We start from the raw sequence: 16,190 nt of genomic DNA, 5'->3' as shown, positions 1-16,190 counted from the left end.
CGACGAGCCCGGGCCGGAACGATCACGACCGGGTCAGGCGTCGGGCTGCGTGCCGATGGCGGCCAGCAGCTCGTCGGCCACCTCCAGGGCGAGCTTGCGGCGTTCGTCGTCGCTGATGTGCGGCGCGCGGACCGCGAACCAGCTGGTGTGCACCGCAAAGATCGACAGCGCGGCGCGCAGTTGGGCGGCGGGAGAGTCATCGCCCCGGCAGAGCGCGTCGGCCAGCTCCAACATCCGACCGCGCATCTTCTTGCCGGCGGACAGGCTCTTGAGCGCGGTCTGGTTCTGCTCGAAGAACCGCATCACCGACGGCTGGGTCCCGTCGAACATCGTGTCGGCGTACCGGGAGATCAGCTCGCGCCGGGTGGCCAGGGTGGCGGGTTGGGTGGCGGCCCAGGCGATCAACGCGTCCATCCCCTCCAGCCGGTCCTCGACGAAGCTGGCGACGATGTCGTCCTTGCTCTTGAAGTGGTAGTAGAGCGCGGCCTTGGTGACGTTGAGGCGCTCGGCGATTTCCCGGAGCGAGGTCTTCTCGTACCCCTGCTCGGTGAAGAGCTCGAGCGCGACGGCCTTGATCCGTTCCCGCGTTCCGCCGCCTGTGCTCTCGCTCACCTACGCCCTCCAAATGGCTTGACCGTTGCTTGTACCCAACTTACCGTGCGGCTAGTAAGGTGACTAGCCGGGCGGCAAGTAAGTACGGCAATCTTCGGGGGGAGCTTACCCATGACTCAGGCAACCCAGGCCGGCACGCGACCCAACAACATCCGGGTCGTGCTGTTCGGGCTGATGATCGCGATGATGCTCGCGATGCTCGACAATATGATCGTCAGCACCGCGTTACCGCGGATCGTCGGCGAGTTCGGCGGGCTCAACCACTTCACCTGGGTGGTTACCGCGTACGTCCTGGGCACCACCGTCTCCACCCCGATCTGGGGCAAGCTCGGTGACCTCTACGGCCGCAAGTCGGTCTTCCTGACCTCGGTCGTCGTCTTCCTGGTCGGCTCCGCACTCTGTGGCATGGCCGGCTCCGGGATGCTCGGCGGCCCGCAGGACGGCATGGTCCAGCTCATCGCCTTCCGGGCCGTGCAGGGCCTCGGTGCCGGCGGCCTCATGGTCGGCGTGATGGCGATCATCGGTGACCTGGTCCCGCCCCGCGAGCGTGGGCGCTACCAGGGCATGATCGCCGGCATCATGGCCATCGCCATGGTCGCCGGCCCGCTGGCCGGCGGATTCATCACCGACCACCTCTCCTGGCGCTGGGCGTTCTACGTGAACCTGCCGCTGGGCGGAGTCGCGCTGCTCGTGCTGATCACCACCATGCACCTCCCGAAGTACCGCACCGAGCACCGGATCGACTGGCTCGGCGCCGGGCTGCTCTCGGTCGGCATCACCGCGATCGTGCTCATCACCACCTGGGGTGGCAACGAGTACGACTGGACCTCGGCGCAGATCTCCGGCCTGGCCGTGCTCGCGTTTGTGACGTTGGTCTTGTTCGGCCTGGTGGAACGCCGGGTCCAGGAACCGATCCTGCCGCTGGCGCTCTTCGCCAACCGCAACTTCGCGCTGATCTCGGTGATCGGCTTCCTGCTCGGCTTCGCGATGTTCGGCGCGATGAACTTCCTGCCGCTCTACCAGCAGACCGTGCAGGGGGCGTCGGCCACCAACAGCGGTCTGCTGCTGCTGCCACTGATGTTCGGCATGCTGGTCGTCTCGCTGGTCATCGGCCGGGCGATCACCCGCAACGGCAGGTACCGGGCGTACCCGATCATCGGTGGTGTCGTCATGACCGCGGGCATGGCGCTGCTGTCCATGCTCGACACCGACACCAGCAAGCTGATGTCCTCGCTGTACATGGTCGTGCTCGGCGTCGGCATGGGCTTTCTCATGCAGACGTCCATGCTGATCGCGCAGAACAGCGTGGAGCAGAAGGACCTCGGCGCGGCCAGCGGCGCGGCCACCTTCTTCCGGTCGATCGGCGGTTCGTTCGGCATCTCGCTGTTCGGCGCGATCTTCGCCAACCGGCTGGCCAATTCCGAGGGCGGTCGGGCCTTCGGCGGCGAGTCCGGCGGCGCCGGGATGGACCTGGAGAAGCTCAAGGACCTGCCCGCTCAGGCCCGCGAGTTGGTGCTCGGTGGCCTCTCCGACGCCATCTCGCACGTCTTCCTCTGGGCGGTGCTGTTCACCATCGTGATCCCGGTGCTCGCCTGGTTCATAAAGGAGATCCCGCTGCGCACCGCGAACGAGGCGCCGCCGCAGGCCACCCCGGAGGAGGACGCCGAGGTCGCCCTCGGCAAGGCCCCGGTCGCCTGACCCCACCGAGCGACACGCGCCGCGTCAGCCCTCAGGGCCGGCGCGGCGCGCCCTTTCCCCCGCGATCTTGCACTTTCTGTCCCGGCATAAGCCTCTTCCCGACAAATCACCAACAGCAAGTGCAAGATCGCCGGGGCGGGGGTTAGGGGTGCCTGGTTGTTAGGCGTTGCCAGAGGCGGCGCAGGGGGTTGCGGGGGCGGGGAAGTCGGGGGGAGTGCGCTTCCAGCAGATCGGTGGCCAGTGCCGCCGTCGCCGGATCCAGCTGCGGGGCGGCGAGTGCCAGGTGAGCCAGCGAGGCGGCGATCGGGACCGGTCGGCTCCGCGCCACGGCGGCCGCGTCGGCCAGTCGCTCCGCCACCACCCGGGCCACGTCCGGCCGCACCGAGGGGTCCACCCAGGCGGCGGTGACCAGGGCGAACAGCGCCGCCTCGGTGACCCAGTCCTCGACGCCCCAGATCAGATCGAGCAGCACCCGGCGTCGGGTCGAGCCCTCCCACGGCTCGTCGGTGCGATGGTGCAGCAGCCCCAGACAGGCCCACACCTGCACTCCACGGACCCAGACCGACGGGTCGTGGGCGGCCAGCAGTCGACCCACCGCGTTGGCCGGCGCCGCCGGTGGGTGCACCAGCAGGCCGAGCAGGTCAGCCAGGTCGAGGCCGGCCAGGCCCACCGCCGCGTCGTACGCCGCCGGTGGGTGTGCCCACGCCGGGTGGGCGATCTGCCCGATCCGTTCGACCGCCGTCGCCGAGGGCGCCGCCAGCGCGGGCGTGGGCACCGCGTCCGCGTAGTGCCACAACCGCTGGGCGGACGCCCGCCGGGGCTCGCGCGGGTCGGGCTCCGGCGTACCGACGACCTCGATCCTCAGCCCCGGGGCGGTGGAGATCGCCGTCCCGACCGCGCTCGGAGGGGCGGCGGCGGGTAGGCGTACGGCGCCGCCGAGACCGTTGTCGTCATCGGCCACCGCCTGGCGCATCGCGTCGACCAGGGGCCCGCCGGCCGGGGTGAGTTGACCGAGCCACGGCCGGCCTCGGCAGCACTGGGCCAGGTCGCCGTGCTCGTGGCTGTCGTCCGGGTGGTCCCGCACGAAGTCGGCGAGCGCGACCAGGTGGGCGAGGTCGCCGTCGCGCAGGTGCCGCAGGCGGTGGGCGGTGTGCACCGCGCAGTCGAACGACGGATCGCGCGCCAGCGCCCGCTCGATCCACTCCAACGCCTCGTCCAGCCGGCCGATCTCGGCCAGGGTGCCCGCGATGTCCGCGTAGATCGCCAGGTCGTCGGGGTCCAGCTCGACGGCCCGACCGAGGGCCGCGAGGCCGTCGCGGGTCCGGCCCGAGCTGCGGTACGCGTACCCCAGCCACACCTCGCCCATCTTCGAGGGCTGCGCGCGTACCCCTCGGGTGGCCCAGCGGACCGCCAGCTCGACCTCGCCGAGGCGCCGGGCCAGCGCGGACGCCGCGCCCAGCAGCAGGCCGTGGTCGGGGTGCACGGTGGCCGCGTTGCGGGCGAGCGTGAGGTACGGGGTCAGCGGGGCCCGGCCGATCCGCGGCACCGGGTCGGGCAGCGCGGCGCAGACCTGCATGAGGACGCGGGCGATGTGCGCCGGGTCCAGTCGTTCGGCCAGCTCGGGCGCGGTGACCCAGGGCACGCCGGCCCACTCGGTGCCGGGCGCGTACGACGTCGCCGCGGCCAGCAGCTCCAGCCCTTCGGCGGGGCGGCCGGCGGTGGCGAGGAGGTGGGCGCGGGCGACGACCGCACCGACGAAGGTGTGGTGGTTGATCGGGAAGAGGTCGAGGCCACCGCCGCTCGTCGCGGCGAGCCGGGCCAGAGTCTCGTGCACCTCCGGGAGGGTGGGGGCCCGTGCCAACGCGCCGGCGAGGTGGCCGGCGGCGTGGTGCAGGTCGCCCTCGTCGAGTGCCAGCCGGGCGAGCGCCAGCTCCTCCGTCGCGGAGAGCGCGGGATCGTCCGTTCCCTCGGGCACGTCGTCCTCTCGTGGCAGTTGAACCGGGTGCAGCGGGTAAAGCCTAGTTGATATTGAGATCAACTGGTGATCACCTGCGCAGTCCTGCTCGTTCGATTGCTGAGATACGCTTAAAAGTGCAAGACTGAGCAAGAATCGCGCGGCAACCGCGCAGGGGGAGGGGTTTCCGTGACACGTGCAGGGGCTGGAATGGCCGCCGACATCGACGAGCAGCCGGCTGGCTACGCGCGCCTGCTCTCGGCTGCCAACGCCGCCGATATCGCCCGGGTGGCGGCGGTCATCGCGGAACGTCGGCCACGGCACGTGGTCTTCACCGCGCGGGGCACCTCCGATCACGCGGCCCTCTACGGGGCCTACCTGACCGAGATCCGGCTCGGCCTGCCCGCCGGGCTCGCCTCGCCCAGCGTCGTCACCCTGTTCGGGGCCCGCCCCGACCTGTCCGACGCGCTGGTCGTCGGGGTCAGCCAGAGCGGCGGCTCACCCGACCTGGCCGAGGTGCTGCGTGCCGCCCGAGCCTCCGGTGCGCTGACCCTCGCGGTGACCAACGCCCCCGACTCGCCGCTGGTCGACGTGGCCGAGCTGAGCGTCGACATCGCCGCCGGGCACGAGCGGGCGGTGGCCGCCACCAAGACGTACACCGCCGAGCTGCTCGCCCTGCTGATGCTGGTGGAGGGGATCCGGGCTGGTGACGGCGTGCTCCCGAAGGCCGAACGGGAGGCGCTCGACGCACTGCCCGAGCTGGCCGCCCGCACCCTGGCCGACGGCACCCCGGCCCAGCTCGCCCCGCGCTACCGGTTCGCTCGTCAGCTGGTCACCACGGGCCGGGGGTACGCCTACCCCACCGCTCGGGAGGCCGCGTTGAAGCTGATGGAGACCTCGTACCTGCCGGCTCTCGCCTTCTCCGGCGCCGATCTGCTGCACGGCCCGCTCGCGATGACCGACCCGGAGGTCCCGGTGCTCGCCGTGGTCGGCTCCGGCCCCGGTGGCCGGTCGATGGGTGAGGTGCTGCCCCGCCTCGGCGAACGCCGCGCCGACGTCGTGGTGGTCGGCTCCGCCGACGTGCCGGGCGCCACCCGGCTGGCCGTCCCCGAGGTCGACGAGCGGTACGCCCCGCTGTTGGACATCCTGCCGATGCAGCGGTTGGCGCTGGCTCTGGCGCTCACCCGGGGCGAGGACCCGGATGCGCCGCGCGGGTTGAAGAAGGTCACCGCGACGATGTGAGGCGCGGCGTGGCACCCTGGTCACCGTGTCCACGCTGCGCGACCTCGCCGAGGAGCACACCCATCTCCGTCCGGCCGACATCGACCACCTGCACCGGATCGCCGGCGACTGGCAACTGCTCTCCGATCTGTCCTTCGCTGACCTGCTGCTCTGGGTGCCGGTCGACGCCGACGGCACGTTCCTCTGCGTCGCCCAGGTGCGCCCGACCACCGCACCGACCGCCTACCAGGACGACCAGGTGGGTCGGATCGTCGGCGGGCCGGAGGTGGCCCACCTGGGGGTGGCGTACTCCCAGGGCCGGATCTGGCGCGAGGGCGACCCGGTCTGGTACGGCGACGTACCGGCCCGGCACGAGGCGATCCCGGTTCGGCTGCGTACCGCCGAGGGGGAGGCCGGCGAGGTGATCGCCGTGGTGGGGCGGGACACCAACCTCTCCACCGCGCGTACGCCCAGCCAGCTGGAGCTCAACTACCTCACCACGGCCGACGACCTGGCGCAGATGATCGCGGACGGCACCTTCCCGCCGCCGCGGCATCCGGGCGAGACCACCTCGGCGCCCCGGGTCGGCGACGGCCTGGTCCGGCTCGACGCCGGCGGGAAGGTCACCTACGCCAGCCCGAACGCGCAGTCCGCGTACCGCCGACTGGGCTACGCCTCGCACCTGGTGGGGGAGGACCTGGCCGCGTTGCACCGCCGGTTGGCCGGTGACCCGCTGGACGGCACCGAGGCCTCGAACGGCATCCTGGCCGCGCTCCGTGGTGAGGCGCCACCCCGCCGGGAGATCGACGCACGAGGTGCCACGATGCTCACGCGGGCTTTGCCGCTGATGCCGGCCGGGGTGCCGATCGGAGCGTTGGTGCTGGTCCGGGACATCACCGAGGTCCGCCGCCGGGACCGGGCACTGATCACCAAGGACGCCACCATCCGGGAGATCCACCATCGGGTGAAGAACAACCTCCAGACGGTGGCCGCGTTGCTGCGGTTGCAGGCCCGCCGGGTGGCGATGCCGGAGGCCCGGGTCGCGCTGGAGGAATCGGTCCGGCGGGTCGCCTCGATCGCCCTGGTGCACGAGACACTCTCGATGTCCAGCGACGAGGCGGTGGAGTTCGACGGCATCGTCGACCGGGTGGCCAGCGCGGCGACCGAGGTCGCGGCGACCGAGGTGAGCGTCGGCATGCGTCGGCGGGGCAGCTTCGGCGTACTGCCGGCGGAGATCGCCACCTCGCTGGTGATGGTCCTCAACGAGTTGCTGCTCAACGCCGTCGAGCACGGCTTCCCGCCGGCCGACGAGACGGAGGAGGCCCCGGTGGCCGCCGCCTCCGGCATGGTGCCGGTCGCCGCTCCCGAGGTCGACCCGTCGCTGCGGCCCGAGGTGGTGGTCTCCGCGCACCGGTTCCGCAAGATGCTGCACGTCTCGGTGACCGACAACGGGCGCGGCCTGCCCCCGGACTTCGACGCCGAACGCGGCAGCCGGCTCGGCCTCCAGATCGTCCGAGCCCTGATCACCGGGGAGCTGCGCGGCACCATCGAACTGCGTGCCGGCGCAAACGGTGGCACCGAGGCCATGCTGGTCGTCCCGCTGGCCCGCAACACCCACGACGGCCGCTCGCAGGCCTGACCGCCGCGCCGCCCGGCCGCGGCTCGCCGGGCTGTGAACGGGTCAGCGGTCGGGGCGGGTGCTCAGCAGGGCGACGGTGAGGCCGGGGCGCTGCCAGACCTGGGTGACGGTGAAGTCCGTGCGTAGCGCGTCGCCCTTGGGGCCGGGCACGGTAGCCAGCGGCTCGGCGTGCCGGCCGGAGACGACGAGCCACACCCGTGTCGTACCGGCCAGGCACGGTGCTGGCTGGGGGCACTCGGCGGCCCACAGGTCGCCGCGGCGGACCTCGTCCTCGGTGACCAGCACGTCGCGTGGTGGGTCACTGAGGTGGTATTCGATGCCGAGGTCGAGGAAGAGCCAGCTGTGCCGGGGCGAGTAGACCACCGCGTCCCCCGGGCGTTGACCGTCGGCGATCACCCGGGCCGCCCCCGCGTAGTCCAGCGGCGCGCTGCGCGGCCACTCGTGGGTCCGTCGCAGCGCGGCCTGGTCGGGTAGGCCGAGCAGCCCGGCCAGGACCACCACGACGAGCGCGGCCGGAGCGGCCACGGCGGCCAGCGCCGCTCCCGCCAGCAGGCATGCGAAGGGCACCACGAAGACCAGGTACCGGGGCACCCACAGCGGTACGACCGTGCCGGCGGCGAAGAGCAGCAGTACGGGCAGCAGCACCGCGCTGACCGGCAGCAGGGCGCGCCGCCCGAGCCGGGCCGCGCCCAGCGCGGCGACCCCGACCAGCAGGCCACCGACCACGCTGCTCTGGGCCACGCCGCCGGGCAGCGCGGTCAGGTCGTCCAGCCGGGCCAGGTGAACCCAGTTCAACTGCCGGGACTGCTGGGTCCGGGCCTTGACCAGCAGCGGGCTGGCCAGCAGCGCGACCGGCACCACGGCGACCAGCCACCGCCACACCCGCCGGTCCCGCTCGACGTCGGGCTGGGCCGGGGTGGCGATGCCGGCCGGGGCCGGGCCGCGCCACCAGGCGATGAGGACGACCAGCGCGTGGGCGGCGAGCACTGTGAGCGCGATCAGGTGGATGAGCCCGAGAGCGGCGACGGCGGCGGCGTAACCGGCCCAACGGGCCCAGCTCGGCCGACGCAGCGCGGTCACCAGCAGCAGCGTGGCGAGCACGGCGAGCATGGTGGCCAGCGCGTACGGGCGAGCCTCCTGCCCGTAGCGAGAGGTGCCGGGGAGCACCGCGAACAGCAGCCCGGCGAAGAGGCCGCCGCGCCGGTCGACGAGCCGCGCGCCGAGCACGGCGAGCAGCCCGGCGGCCACGGTCATCGCCAACACCGCCGGTACGCGCAGGGCGATCGTGGAGTCGCCGAAGACCCTGGTCCAGAGGTGCATCAGCAGGTAGTACGGCCCGGTGGCGGCGTCGATGGTGCCGGCCAGTCGGGCCAGGTCGCCGGGCGACCGGGTGGCCGCGCTCCACGTCGCCAGCTCGTCGCGCCAGAGCTGGGCGGAGCCCAGCCCGGTCAGGGTCACCGCCAGGGTCAACAGTGCCGGGGGGAGCCAGACCGGCAGGCGGCGCAGGTGCTCCCACGCCGCCCCGGCCGACCTCTCGGACAATTGCCCCACGGTCCGAGCCTGCCACGGCCACCCCCTCCGTGGGCGTCAGCCGGCGGCAGGTGGCGGGCGCCAGGCGGGCATCACGTCGTTCGGCCGGGCGGTCTTCGCCGGATCACGCTCCACGAGTTCGTCGAGAACGGCGTCGATCCGGGCCATCAGCTCGTCGTCGAGCCGTACCGTGGCGGCCTTGGCCGTCTCGGCGAGCTGCTCGGGCCGTGACGCGCCGACGATCGTGGCCGCCACTGTGGGCTGGCGCAGCACCCACGCCACCGCCAACTGGGCCATCGTGCAGCCGGCGGCCTCGGCGATCGGCCGGAGCTGGCGTACCCGGGAGAGCAGTAGATCCGAGGAGTAGCGGGCGATGAACGAGCCACCGAAGCCGTCGGTGGCCCGGGAGCCGGCGGGCGGGCGTCGGCCAGGTTCGTACCGACCGGTCAGCACGCCCATCGCGAGTGGCGACCAGGCGAGCTGGCCCAGGCCCAGGTCAGCGCAGGCGGGCGACACCTCGGCCTCCACCACCCGCCACAGCATCGAGTACTGCGGCTGGTTGGCGATGAACGGGATGTGCAGCTCGGCGGCGAGCCGCAGGCCGGCGCGCAGCTGCGGGGCGGTCCACTCGGAGGCGCCGACGTAGAGCACCTTGCCCTGGCGGACCAGGTCGGCGAAGGCGAGCATCGTCTCCTCCAGCGGCACGCTGTCGTCGTACCGGTGCGCCTGATAGAGGTCGAGGTAGTCGGTGCCCAGCCGGCTCAACGAGGCGTGACAGCCCTCGATGATGTGCTTGCGGGACAGCCCGGCGTCGTTGGCCCCCGGCCCGACCGGCAGGCACACCTTCGTGCACAGCTCGATCGAGCTGCGCCGGACGCCGCTCAGCGCCTTGCCCAACGCCTCCTCGGCCCGCCCCTGGGCGTACCGGTCAGCGGTGTCGAACGTGGTGATGCCCGCGTCCAGTGCGGCCGCCACGCACGCGGCCGCCGCACTGTCGTCGAGCTGGTTGCCGTGGGTCACCCAGTTGCCGTACGCGACCGCGCTGACGCGCAGGCCCGACCGGCCCAGTTGCCTGTACTCCATACGGGGATCCTCGGGCCGCCCCGCGCTGTCGCCGAACCGTTCGAACGTGGTCGAATCCGTGGGTGATCGAGATCCGGTTCTCGCCCGACGACCTGAGCCGGGTCCGGTTCGTGCACTCGCCCATGGCTGAGCTGGTGGCCAGTTCCTGGGCGTTGCGCAAACCGGCGAAGTACTGGATGCACCGGCCGTGGCGGGAGCGCGCGGAGCGGCTGCTGCCCGATGCCGGCCTTGAACCGCTGTTGGCGGTGCTCAGGTCGTCCAACGGCTACGTGCCGGATTTCCTCACCCCGATCGGGGTGGCGCCGAACCTGGCCGCCGAGTTGCGGGCGGTCGCCGGCACCCACCCGTCCCGGGTGCGCCGGCAACTGGAGCGGGCCGGAGCACCCTGGCTGGCCCCGGACGAGCTGGTCGCGCAGCTCCACCGGTACTTCACAGTGCTGATCGCACCGGACTGGCCGCGGCTGCGGGCGCTCGCGCTGGCCGACATCCGGCGGCGGACGCTGCTCGCCGCCGAGCAGGGCGGGCGCACCCTGCTGCGCGAGGTGCACCCGTTGATCCGGTGGGACGGCGCGGCGCTGCGGGTCGCCGTCGGCACGACCCTGCCGGCCGGACTGGACGGGCGCCCGTGGACGCTGCTGCCCACCGCGTTCTCCGGGCCGACGGTGCACGCGATCATGGAGGGTGACGCCGGGCCGGCCCTCTGCTATCCGCCCACCGGGTTGGGCGGGCTGTGGGATTCGCCGGCACCCAGCGCGGCGCTGGGCGCCCTGCTCGGCGGTACCCGGGCGGCGGCGCTCTCCCTGCTCGACTCGCCGCTGAGCACCGGGGAGCTGGCCGCGATGCTGGGTCTCGCGCCGGCGACGGCGTCGCACCACCTCACCACACTGCGGGACAACGGCCTGATCGTCGGCGTACGACAGGGGCGGGTGGTGCGTTATGCCCGAACTATCCTTGGTGACCAGCTGGTCGGCTGAGCCCTGGCCCGTGATGTGGGATCCAGCACGTGGACATTGGCCGGCCCCCATGGGGTGTGGCAGCATGGGCCCCATGACCGCCGCTGTCGTCCGCCGCTTCGTGGCACGTCGCCACGTCGATTACGGCCGCGTGCGCAGCGCGATCTGTCCGGCCTACTGACGACGCCCGACCAATCTGTCTCGGGCGCGCTCCGCGCCGGCTGTCTCCGACACCGTTGTCCCGCCCGCTTCGCCGGGCCGGCCGCCGCGCCCCGCGTATCCCGAGGCACAGCAGACAACGGAGGACGCCGCGATGGCGGTCAGCAGCATCCCGGCCCGTTCCGAGGACTCGACGGCTCGCCCGACCCGAGCGCCGCGCCGGCCACGGGGTGAGGGTCAGTGGGCGCTCGGCCACCGCGAGCCGCTCAACCCCAACGAGCGGATCAAGAAGGACGACGACCCGCTCAACGTCCGGGCCCGCATCGAGACCATCTACGCGCACCGCGGCTTCGCCTCGATCGACCCGCAGGACCTGCGGGGCCGGTTCCGCTGGTGGGGCCTCTACACCCAGCGCAAGGCGGGCATCGACGGCGGGCGCACCGCCGTGCTCGAGCCGCACGAGCTGGAGGACGAGTTCTTCATGCTCCGGGTCCGCATCGACGGCGGTCAGCTCAGCCTGGCGCAGCTGCGGGTGATCGCGGACATCTCCCGGGGGTTCGCACGGGACACCGCCGACATCACCGACCGACAGAACATCCAGTACCACTGGATCCGGGTCGAGGACATGCCGGAGATCTGGCGTCGGCTGGAGTCGGTCGGTTTGCAGACCACCGAGGCGTGCGGCGACTGCCCGCGGATCGTGCTGGGCAGCCCGGTCGCCGGGGTGGCCCGCGACGAGCTGCTCGACCCGACCCCGGCGATCGACGAGATCGTCTCCCGCTACGTCGGCGACAAGCAGTTCTCCAACCTGCCCCGCAAGTTCAAGACCTCGATCTCCTGGCTGGTGGACACCCCGTACGAGTCGAACGACATCGCGTTCCTCGGTGTCGACCACCCGGAGCACGGGCCCGGCTTCGACGTCTGGGTCGGCGGGGGCCTCTCCACCAACCCGATGCTCGCCAAGCGGCTCGGCGTCTGGGTGCCGCTGGCCGAGGTGCCGGATGTGTGGGCCGGGGTGGTCGGGATCTTCCGCGACTACGGCTACCGCCGACTGCGCAACCGGGCCCGGTTGAAGTTCCTGGTGGCCGACTGGGGCGTGGAGCGCTTCCGCGAGGTCCTGGAGAAGGACTACCTCGGTCGTACGCTGCTCGACGGCCCGGCGCCGATCCTGCCGTCGAAGCCGGTCGACCACGTGGGCGTGCACGAGCAGGCCGACGGGCGGCACTACGTGGGCGCCGCTCCGGTGGTCGGGCGGGTCTCCGGCGCGCAGCTCAGCCAGCTGGCCGACGTGGTCGAGGCGCACGGCAGCGACCGGGTGCGGCTCACCCCGTACCAGAAGCTGCTGGTGCTCGACGTGCCGTCGGAGCGGACGGAGTCGCTGATCGACGCGCTGCGCGGGATCGGTCTGGAGGCCCGGCCGTCGGCCTGGCGGCGCGGCACGATGGCGTGCACCGGCATCGAGTACTGCAAGCTCGCCATCGTCGAGACGAAGGCCCGCGGCGAGGAGTTGGTGGCCCGGCTGGAGCAGCGGCTGCGCGACTTCGACGCGGACATCTCGATCCACATCAACGGCTGCCCGAACGCGTGCGCACGCACCCAGGTGGCCGACATCGGGCTCAAGGGTCAACTGGTGGTCGGGCCGGACGGCCGGCAGGTCGAGGGTTTCCAGGTGCACCTGGGCGGCGGCCTGGGCATGGCCCAGGGGCAGACCGCCGGTTTCGGCCGCAAGCTGCGCGGCCTGAAGACCACCGCCGACGAACTTCCGGAGTACGTGGAACGGCTGGCCCGTCGCTACCTGGCCGGTCGGAGCGAGGGCGAGACGTTCGCCAACTGGGTGATCAGAGTCGACGAGGAGGAACTGCGGTGAGCAGCGAGAACCGAGCGGCACCTCTGTACTGCCCGTACTGCGGCGAGGAGGACCTGCGGCCGCACGAGGCGGGTCACGGCGCCTGGGAGTGCCACGCCTGCACCCGGGTCTTCTCGGTGAAGTTCACCGGGTTGCTGAGTCGGGCGGTGACCTCATGAGTCTCGTCTCGGCCGCGAGCCTGCGCCTGGTGGGGCCGGGCGGCTCGACGCCGGTCGACCCGGCCCGACGCGGCCCGGACGAGCTGCGGGCACTGGCCGAGCAGGCCGCTCGGGACCTGGAGGGCGCCCCGGCACTGGAGATCGCCCGCTGGGCGGCGCAGACCTTCGGTGAGCGGTTCTGCGTGACCAGCTCGATGGCGGACGCCGTGCTGGCGCACCTGGTGTCCCGGGTGGCCCCCGGGGTGGACGTGGTGTTCCTCGACACCGGCCTGCACTTTCCCGAGACGCTGCGGGTACGCGACGAGGTCGCCCGGACGCTGCCGGTGAACGTCCGGTCGATCCGGCCGCGGCTCACCGTCGGCCAGCAGGACGGCCAGTACGGCCCCCGGCTGTTCAACAAGTCGCCGGACGACTGCTGCCAGCTGCGCAAGGTGGAGCCGCTGGAGCGGGCTCTGACCGGGTACGACGCCTGGGCCGCCGGTCTGCGGCGGGACGAGTCGCCGAGCCGGGCCAACACGCCGGTGGTGACCTTCGACGCGCGCCGTGGCAAGGTCAAGGTCAACCCGATCGCGGCCTGGTCGCAGAAGGATGTGGACTCCTACATCGCCCGCTTCAACGTGCCGGTCAACGAGCTGTTCAAGCAGGGTTACGGGTCGATCGGCTGCTGGCCGTGCACCCGCCGCACGAAGGCCGGCGAGGACGCGCGGGCCGGCCGGTGGGCCATGTTCGAGAAGACCGAGTGCGGGCTGCACGTCTGACCTCCCCGGCGACGACCCTGACCGGCCTCGGTGCGGCCGGCGGGGCGGACCCGGTGGTACTGGTCGCGCACGGCAGCCGGGACCCACGGGCAGCCGATGCCACCCGGGCGCTGGCTCGGGCGGTGTCGGCGGCCCGGCCGGGCACACCGGTGTGGGCGAGCTGGCTGGACCACACCGAGCCGGGGCCGACCGAGGTGCTGCGCGACCTGGCCGTGGCCGGCCATCGCCGGGCGGTGCTGGTGCCGCTGCTGTTGACCGCCGCGTACCACCATCGGGTGGACATCCCGGCGGCGGTCGCCGCTGCGGCGCGGTCCGGGCCACCGCTGTCGGTACGGGTCACCGATGTGCTCGGCCCGGCGGACGACGCGCCCGATCCTGGGTTGTTGGCCGGGCTGTGCCGTCGGCTGGGTGAGACGTGTCCGGGCCGCTTCGACGCGTTGGTGCTGGCCGCGGCGGGCACCCGGGACGCGCGGGCGCGCCGCTCGGTGGGCCGGGTCGCCGACGCGCTCGGCGCGGAGTTCGGGGTGCCCTGCCGGGTGGCGTACGCCTCGGCGGCGCCACCGGCGACCGGTGTGGCGGTGTCCCGGCTGCGGGCGTCCGGCGCGCGCCGGGTCGCGGTGTCCGCGTACTTCCTGGCGCCGGGGCTGTTCCACGACGCGGTGACCGAGGCGGCCGGGGCGGCGGGTGCGGTGGCGGTCGCCGCGCCGTTGACCGACGCACCGGAGTTGGTCGAGTTGGTGCTGCGTCGGGTCGACGACCGGCCTGTGCTGGCGTCTACGGGCTGACCCGTGCCGGCACGGGTGATCCGGTGCCGGACAGCAGAACGCCCCGGCGGGCGGACCCACCGGGGCGTACAGCTGTGTGTTGGGAATCAGGCGGAGTGAGCGCGCAACACCCGGAGACCGCCGCGCCGCTTGACAGCGCGCCGCTCCTCCTCGCTCATTCCGCCCCAGACGCCAGCGTCCTGACCTGACTCGAGTGCCCACTGAAGGCACTGGTCGGTCACGGAGCAGCGCCTGCAGACGGCCTTGGCCTGCTCGACCTGCAGGAGAGCCGGACCGGACGTCCCGATCGGGAAGAACAGCTCCGGGTCCTCGTCACGGCAGACACTATGGTGACGCCAGTCCATGGCGGCAACACTCCTCATTCTGGATGGGTGGCAACAATTGCTTGGTCGTGCTTTTCCTATATGCATCCGCGTGCCGATGGTGACAGTTAGCGTCCGTCCATTCGGCAGTGCGTGAGCAGGCAGTTAGTGCCGGGGACCTGCTGGAACAGCTCAACTTGACGAGCATATCCAGGCAATGTCCCGGTAACTCAAGTTCGCTTGTGAATACTTTCACGAACAGTCGTGATGTCAAGGGTGACGCTCGGAAAAACTCCGGGCGGTGAGCAAGCCCACAACCCATTTGTCCGGGTTTCAGTGCTTTCCTGGTTACCCGCCGTGCCACAGTCGAGGATCAATATAGTACAGTCCGCGTGACATTGCTGACATTTCCGGCACCTGTCCTCGGTGTGGCGGCGACCGTGTCGATCGGTTGCGGCTACCGCGTCGACCAAGGGCAGTACCCCGAGACCTAGCAGATTACTCTCAGTGCGGCCGGAACGGAGGTGAATCTGACTTTTTCCCGCTCGCCGAGATAGTCCCCGTCCAGCTGGAACGCCTGCGGACGGCTCGAGACCAGCGTGAACTCCGCCGTGTCATGGAGTCGTAACACCTGCCGGCCGCGCGGATTCGGTTGCCGGGAGAGGAACTGCGTCACTGTCCGTGTTGTGCTAGCCACCCGGAGCTGACGCAACGCCAGCACATCCAGCCCGAGATCGAACGACGCCGCCGGGTTCGGGTTGACCTCCCGGTCGCCCAGGTACGTCCAGGGTGCCGTGTTCTGGATGATGACGGTGGCCAGCTCGGCCTCCGCCGGCTCGCCCGGACGCTCCAGCACGATCGCCGGGTGTCGCCGGTCCGAGGCGAGGAAGTACTGGTTCATGATCGAACGCAGATAGAGCGACGGCGTGGACACCCGCCCCTTCCGCCGGGCCTGCTCCACCCGGTGGATCACCGCGGCGTCCAGGCCGAACCCGGCGCAGAAGGTGAAGTAGCGGTCGTCGGCGAGGCCCAACCCCACCGTCCGGCTCCGGCCCAGCCGCAGCCCCTCCAGGATCATGCTGGTCGCCTCCGGCCACTCCCGGGGCAGACCCACCGCCCGGGCGAACACGTTGGTCGAGCCACCGGGGACGGTCGCCAGCGCAGGCAGTCGCTCGGCCATCGGCACGTCGCCGGCGCGAGTCGGCGGTTCGGCCGTCATCAGACCGTTCACCACCTCGTTCACCGTGCCGTCGCCACCCAGGGTGACGACCAGGTCGACCCCCTCGGCGGCTGCCTCCCGGGCCAGCGCCACGGCGTGCCCACGCCGACGGGTGTAGCGCACGCTGAGATCGACTTCGCTGCGCAGCGCCCGGACGAGCACGTCCCGGCTGCGTTCGCTGGTTGTGGTGGCCTTCGGATTGACCACCAGGACGGCCCGCATGGGCGGCACTGTACCTTCCGGAAGCCCGGG

14 protein-coding genes are annotated in these 16,190 nt (G+C 72.0%); 8 read left to right on the top strand and 6 right to left on the bottom strand.

Annotation, left to right across the window (positions count from 1 at the left end):
- Positions 1-33: 33 nt before the first annotated feature.
- The gene (locus ACQRWP_RS23140; RefSeq protein WP_430497669.1) at positions 34-612 is read right to left on the bottom strand and encodes a TetR/AcrR family transcriptional regulator; all 579 of its coding nucleotides are present in this window, start codon (positions 610-612) and stop codon (positions 34-36) included.
- A 111-nt stretch (positions 613-723) separates the two neighbouring features.
- Here ACQRWP_RS23140 and ACQRWP_RS23135 point away from each other — a divergent pair, with 111 nt between their 5' ends.
- Positions 724-2,310, top strand: a complete 1,587-nt coding sequence (locus ACQRWP_RS23135) for an MDR family MFS transporter (protein WP_430497667.1) — start codon at positions 724-726, stop codon at positions 2,308-2,310.
- 142 nt (positions 2,311-2,452) lie between these two features.
- Here ACQRWP_RS23135 and ACQRWP_RS23130 read toward each other — a convergent pair whose 3' ends face one another.
- The gene (locus tag ACQRWP_RS23130; protein ID WP_430497666.1) at positions 2,453-4,285 is read right to left on the bottom strand and encodes a tetratricopeptide repeat protein; all 1,833 of its coding nucleotides are present in this window, start codon (positions 4,283-4,285) and stop codon (positions 2,453-2,455) included.
- Between the two features lie 189 nt (positions 4,286-4,474).
- Between ACQRWP_RS23130 and ACQRWP_RS23125 the strand changes: the two genes are divergently transcribed.
- Entirely contained in the window at positions 4,475-5,506 is a 1,032-nt protein-coding gene (locus ACQRWP_RS23125) for an SIS domain-containing protein (protein WP_430503269.1), read from the top strand.
- Positions 5,507-5,531: 25 nt separating this feature from the next.
- Positions 5,532-7,124: a histidine kinase N-terminal domain-containing protein gene (locus tag ACQRWP_RS23120; protein ID WP_410821967.1), complete on the top strand. Its 1,593-nt coding sequence runs from the start codon at positions 5,532-5,534 to the stop codon at positions 7,122-7,124.
- A 42-nt stretch (positions 7,125-7,166) separates the two neighbouring features.
- On the opposite strand, the gene ACQRWP_RS23115 is transcribed toward ACQRWP_RS23120, so the two are convergent.
- Positions 7,167-8,675 (bottom strand): glycosyltransferase family 39 protein, encoded by a 1,509-nt coding sequence (locus ACQRWP_RS23115; protein WP_430497663.1) that lies wholly within the window; start codon positions 8,673-8,675, stop codon positions 7,167-7,169.
- Positions 8,676-8,711: 36 nt separating this feature from the next.
- Complete coding sequence (locus ACQRWP_RS23110) at positions 8,712-9,737, bottom strand: aldo/keto reductase family protein (RefSeq protein ID WP_430497661.1); 1,026 nt, start codon at positions 9,735-9,737, stop codon at positions 8,712-8,714.
- A 62-nt stretch (positions 9,738-9,799) separates the two neighbouring features.
- On the opposite strand from ACQRWP_RS23110, the gene ACQRWP_RS23105 reads away from it, so the two are divergent.
- From ACQRWP_RS23105 to ACQRWP_RS23085, 5 genes are all read left to right on the top strand, one after another.
- On the top strand, positions 9,800-10,711 hold the full coding sequence (locus ACQRWP_RS23105; RefSeq protein ID WP_430497659.1) for an ArsR family transcriptional regulator: 912 nt from the start codon (positions 9,800-9,802) through the stop codon (positions 10,709-10,711).
- Between the two features lie 292 nt (positions 10,712-11,003).
- Positions 11,004-12,716 carry a nitrite/sulfite reductase gene (locus ACQRWP_RS23100; protein WP_430497657.1) on the top strand — a complete coding sequence of 571 codons (1,713 nt, stop codon included), beginning with the start codon at positions 11,004-11,006 and terminating at the stop codon, positions 12,714-12,716.
- The gene (locus ACQRWP_RS23095; protein WP_165435836.1) at positions 12,713-12,874 is read left to right on the top strand and encodes a hypothetical protein; all 162 of its coding nucleotides are present in this window, start codon (positions 12,713-12,715) and stop codon (positions 12,872-12,874) included. The genes ACQRWP_RS23100 and ACQRWP_RS23095 overlap by 4 nt, the downstream gene beginning before the upstream one ends.
- Positions 12,871-13,632, top strand: coding sequence for a phosphoadenylyl-sulfate reductase (locus ACQRWP_RS23090; protein WP_410821971.1), 762 nt, complete (start codon positions 12,871-12,873; stop codon positions 13,630-13,632). Before ACQRWP_RS23095 ends, ACQRWP_RS23090 begins: the two co-directional genes overlap by 4 nt.
- Positions 13,614-14,417 (top strand): sirohydrochlorin chelatase, encoded by an 804-nt coding sequence (locus tag ACQRWP_RS23085; RefSeq protein ID WP_430497654.1) that lies wholly within the window; start codon positions 13,614-13,616, stop codon positions 14,415-14,417. Before ACQRWP_RS23090 ends, ACQRWP_RS23085 begins: the two co-directional genes overlap by 19 nt.
- An 86-nt stretch (positions 14,418-14,503) precedes the next feature.
- Here ACQRWP_RS23085 and ACQRWP_RS23080 read toward each other — a convergent pair whose 3' ends face one another.
- Entirely contained in the window at positions 14,504-14,761 is a 258-nt protein-coding gene (locus tag ACQRWP_RS23080) for a WhiB family transcriptional regulator (RefSeq protein ID WP_088950012.1), read from the bottom strand.
- Positions 14,762-15,209: 448 nt separating this feature from the next.
- A complete protein-coding gene (locus tag ACQRWP_RS23075) occupies positions 15,210-16,160 on the bottom strand; it encodes a diacylglycerol/lipid kinase family protein (protein WP_430497652.1) in 951 nt (316 codons plus the stop codon).
- Positions 16,161-16,190 lie beyond the last annotated feature (30 nt).

It is taken from the genome of Micromonospora trifolii, from assembly GCF_050516465.1.
In the GTDB taxonomy this organism is placed as follows: domain Bacteria; phylum Actinomycetota; class Actinomycetes; order Mycobacteriales; family Micromonosporaceae; genus Micromonospora; species Micromonospora trifolii.
The sequence above is the reverse complement of the archived record's forward strand: the minus strand, read 5'-3'. Positions and strand labels throughout refer to the sequence as shown.

Coding starts and splice junctions, on each gene's coding strand:
- ACQRWP_RS23075 (WP_430497652.1), bottom strand. CDS start 16,160: ATGCGGGCCGTCCTGGTGGTCAATCCGAAGGCCACCACAACCAGCGAA.
- ACQRWP_RS23110 (WP_430497661.1), bottom strand. CDS start 9,737: ATGGAGTACAGGCAACTGGGCCGGTCGGGCCTGCGCGTCAGCGCGGTC.
- ACQRWP_RS23135 (WP_430497667.1), top strand. CDS start 724: ATGACTCAGGCAACCCAGGCCGGCACGCGACCCAACAACATCCGGGTC.
- ACQRWP_RS23080 (WP_088950012.1), bottom strand. CDS start 14,761: ATGGACTGGCGTCACCATAGTGTCTGCCGTGACGAGGACCCGGAGCTG.
- ACQRWP_RS23100 (WP_430497657.1), top strand. CDS start 11,004: ATGGCGGTCAGCAGCATCCCGGCCCGTTCCGAGGACTCGACGGCTCGC.
- ACQRWP_RS23090 (WP_410821971.1), top strand. CDS start 12,871: ATGAGTCTCGTCTCGGCCGCGAGCCTGCGCCTGGTGGGGCCGGGCGGC.
- ACQRWP_RS23125 (WP_430503269.1), top strand. CDS start 4,475: ATGGCCGCCGACATCGACGAGCAGCCGGCTGGCTACGCGCGCCTGCTC.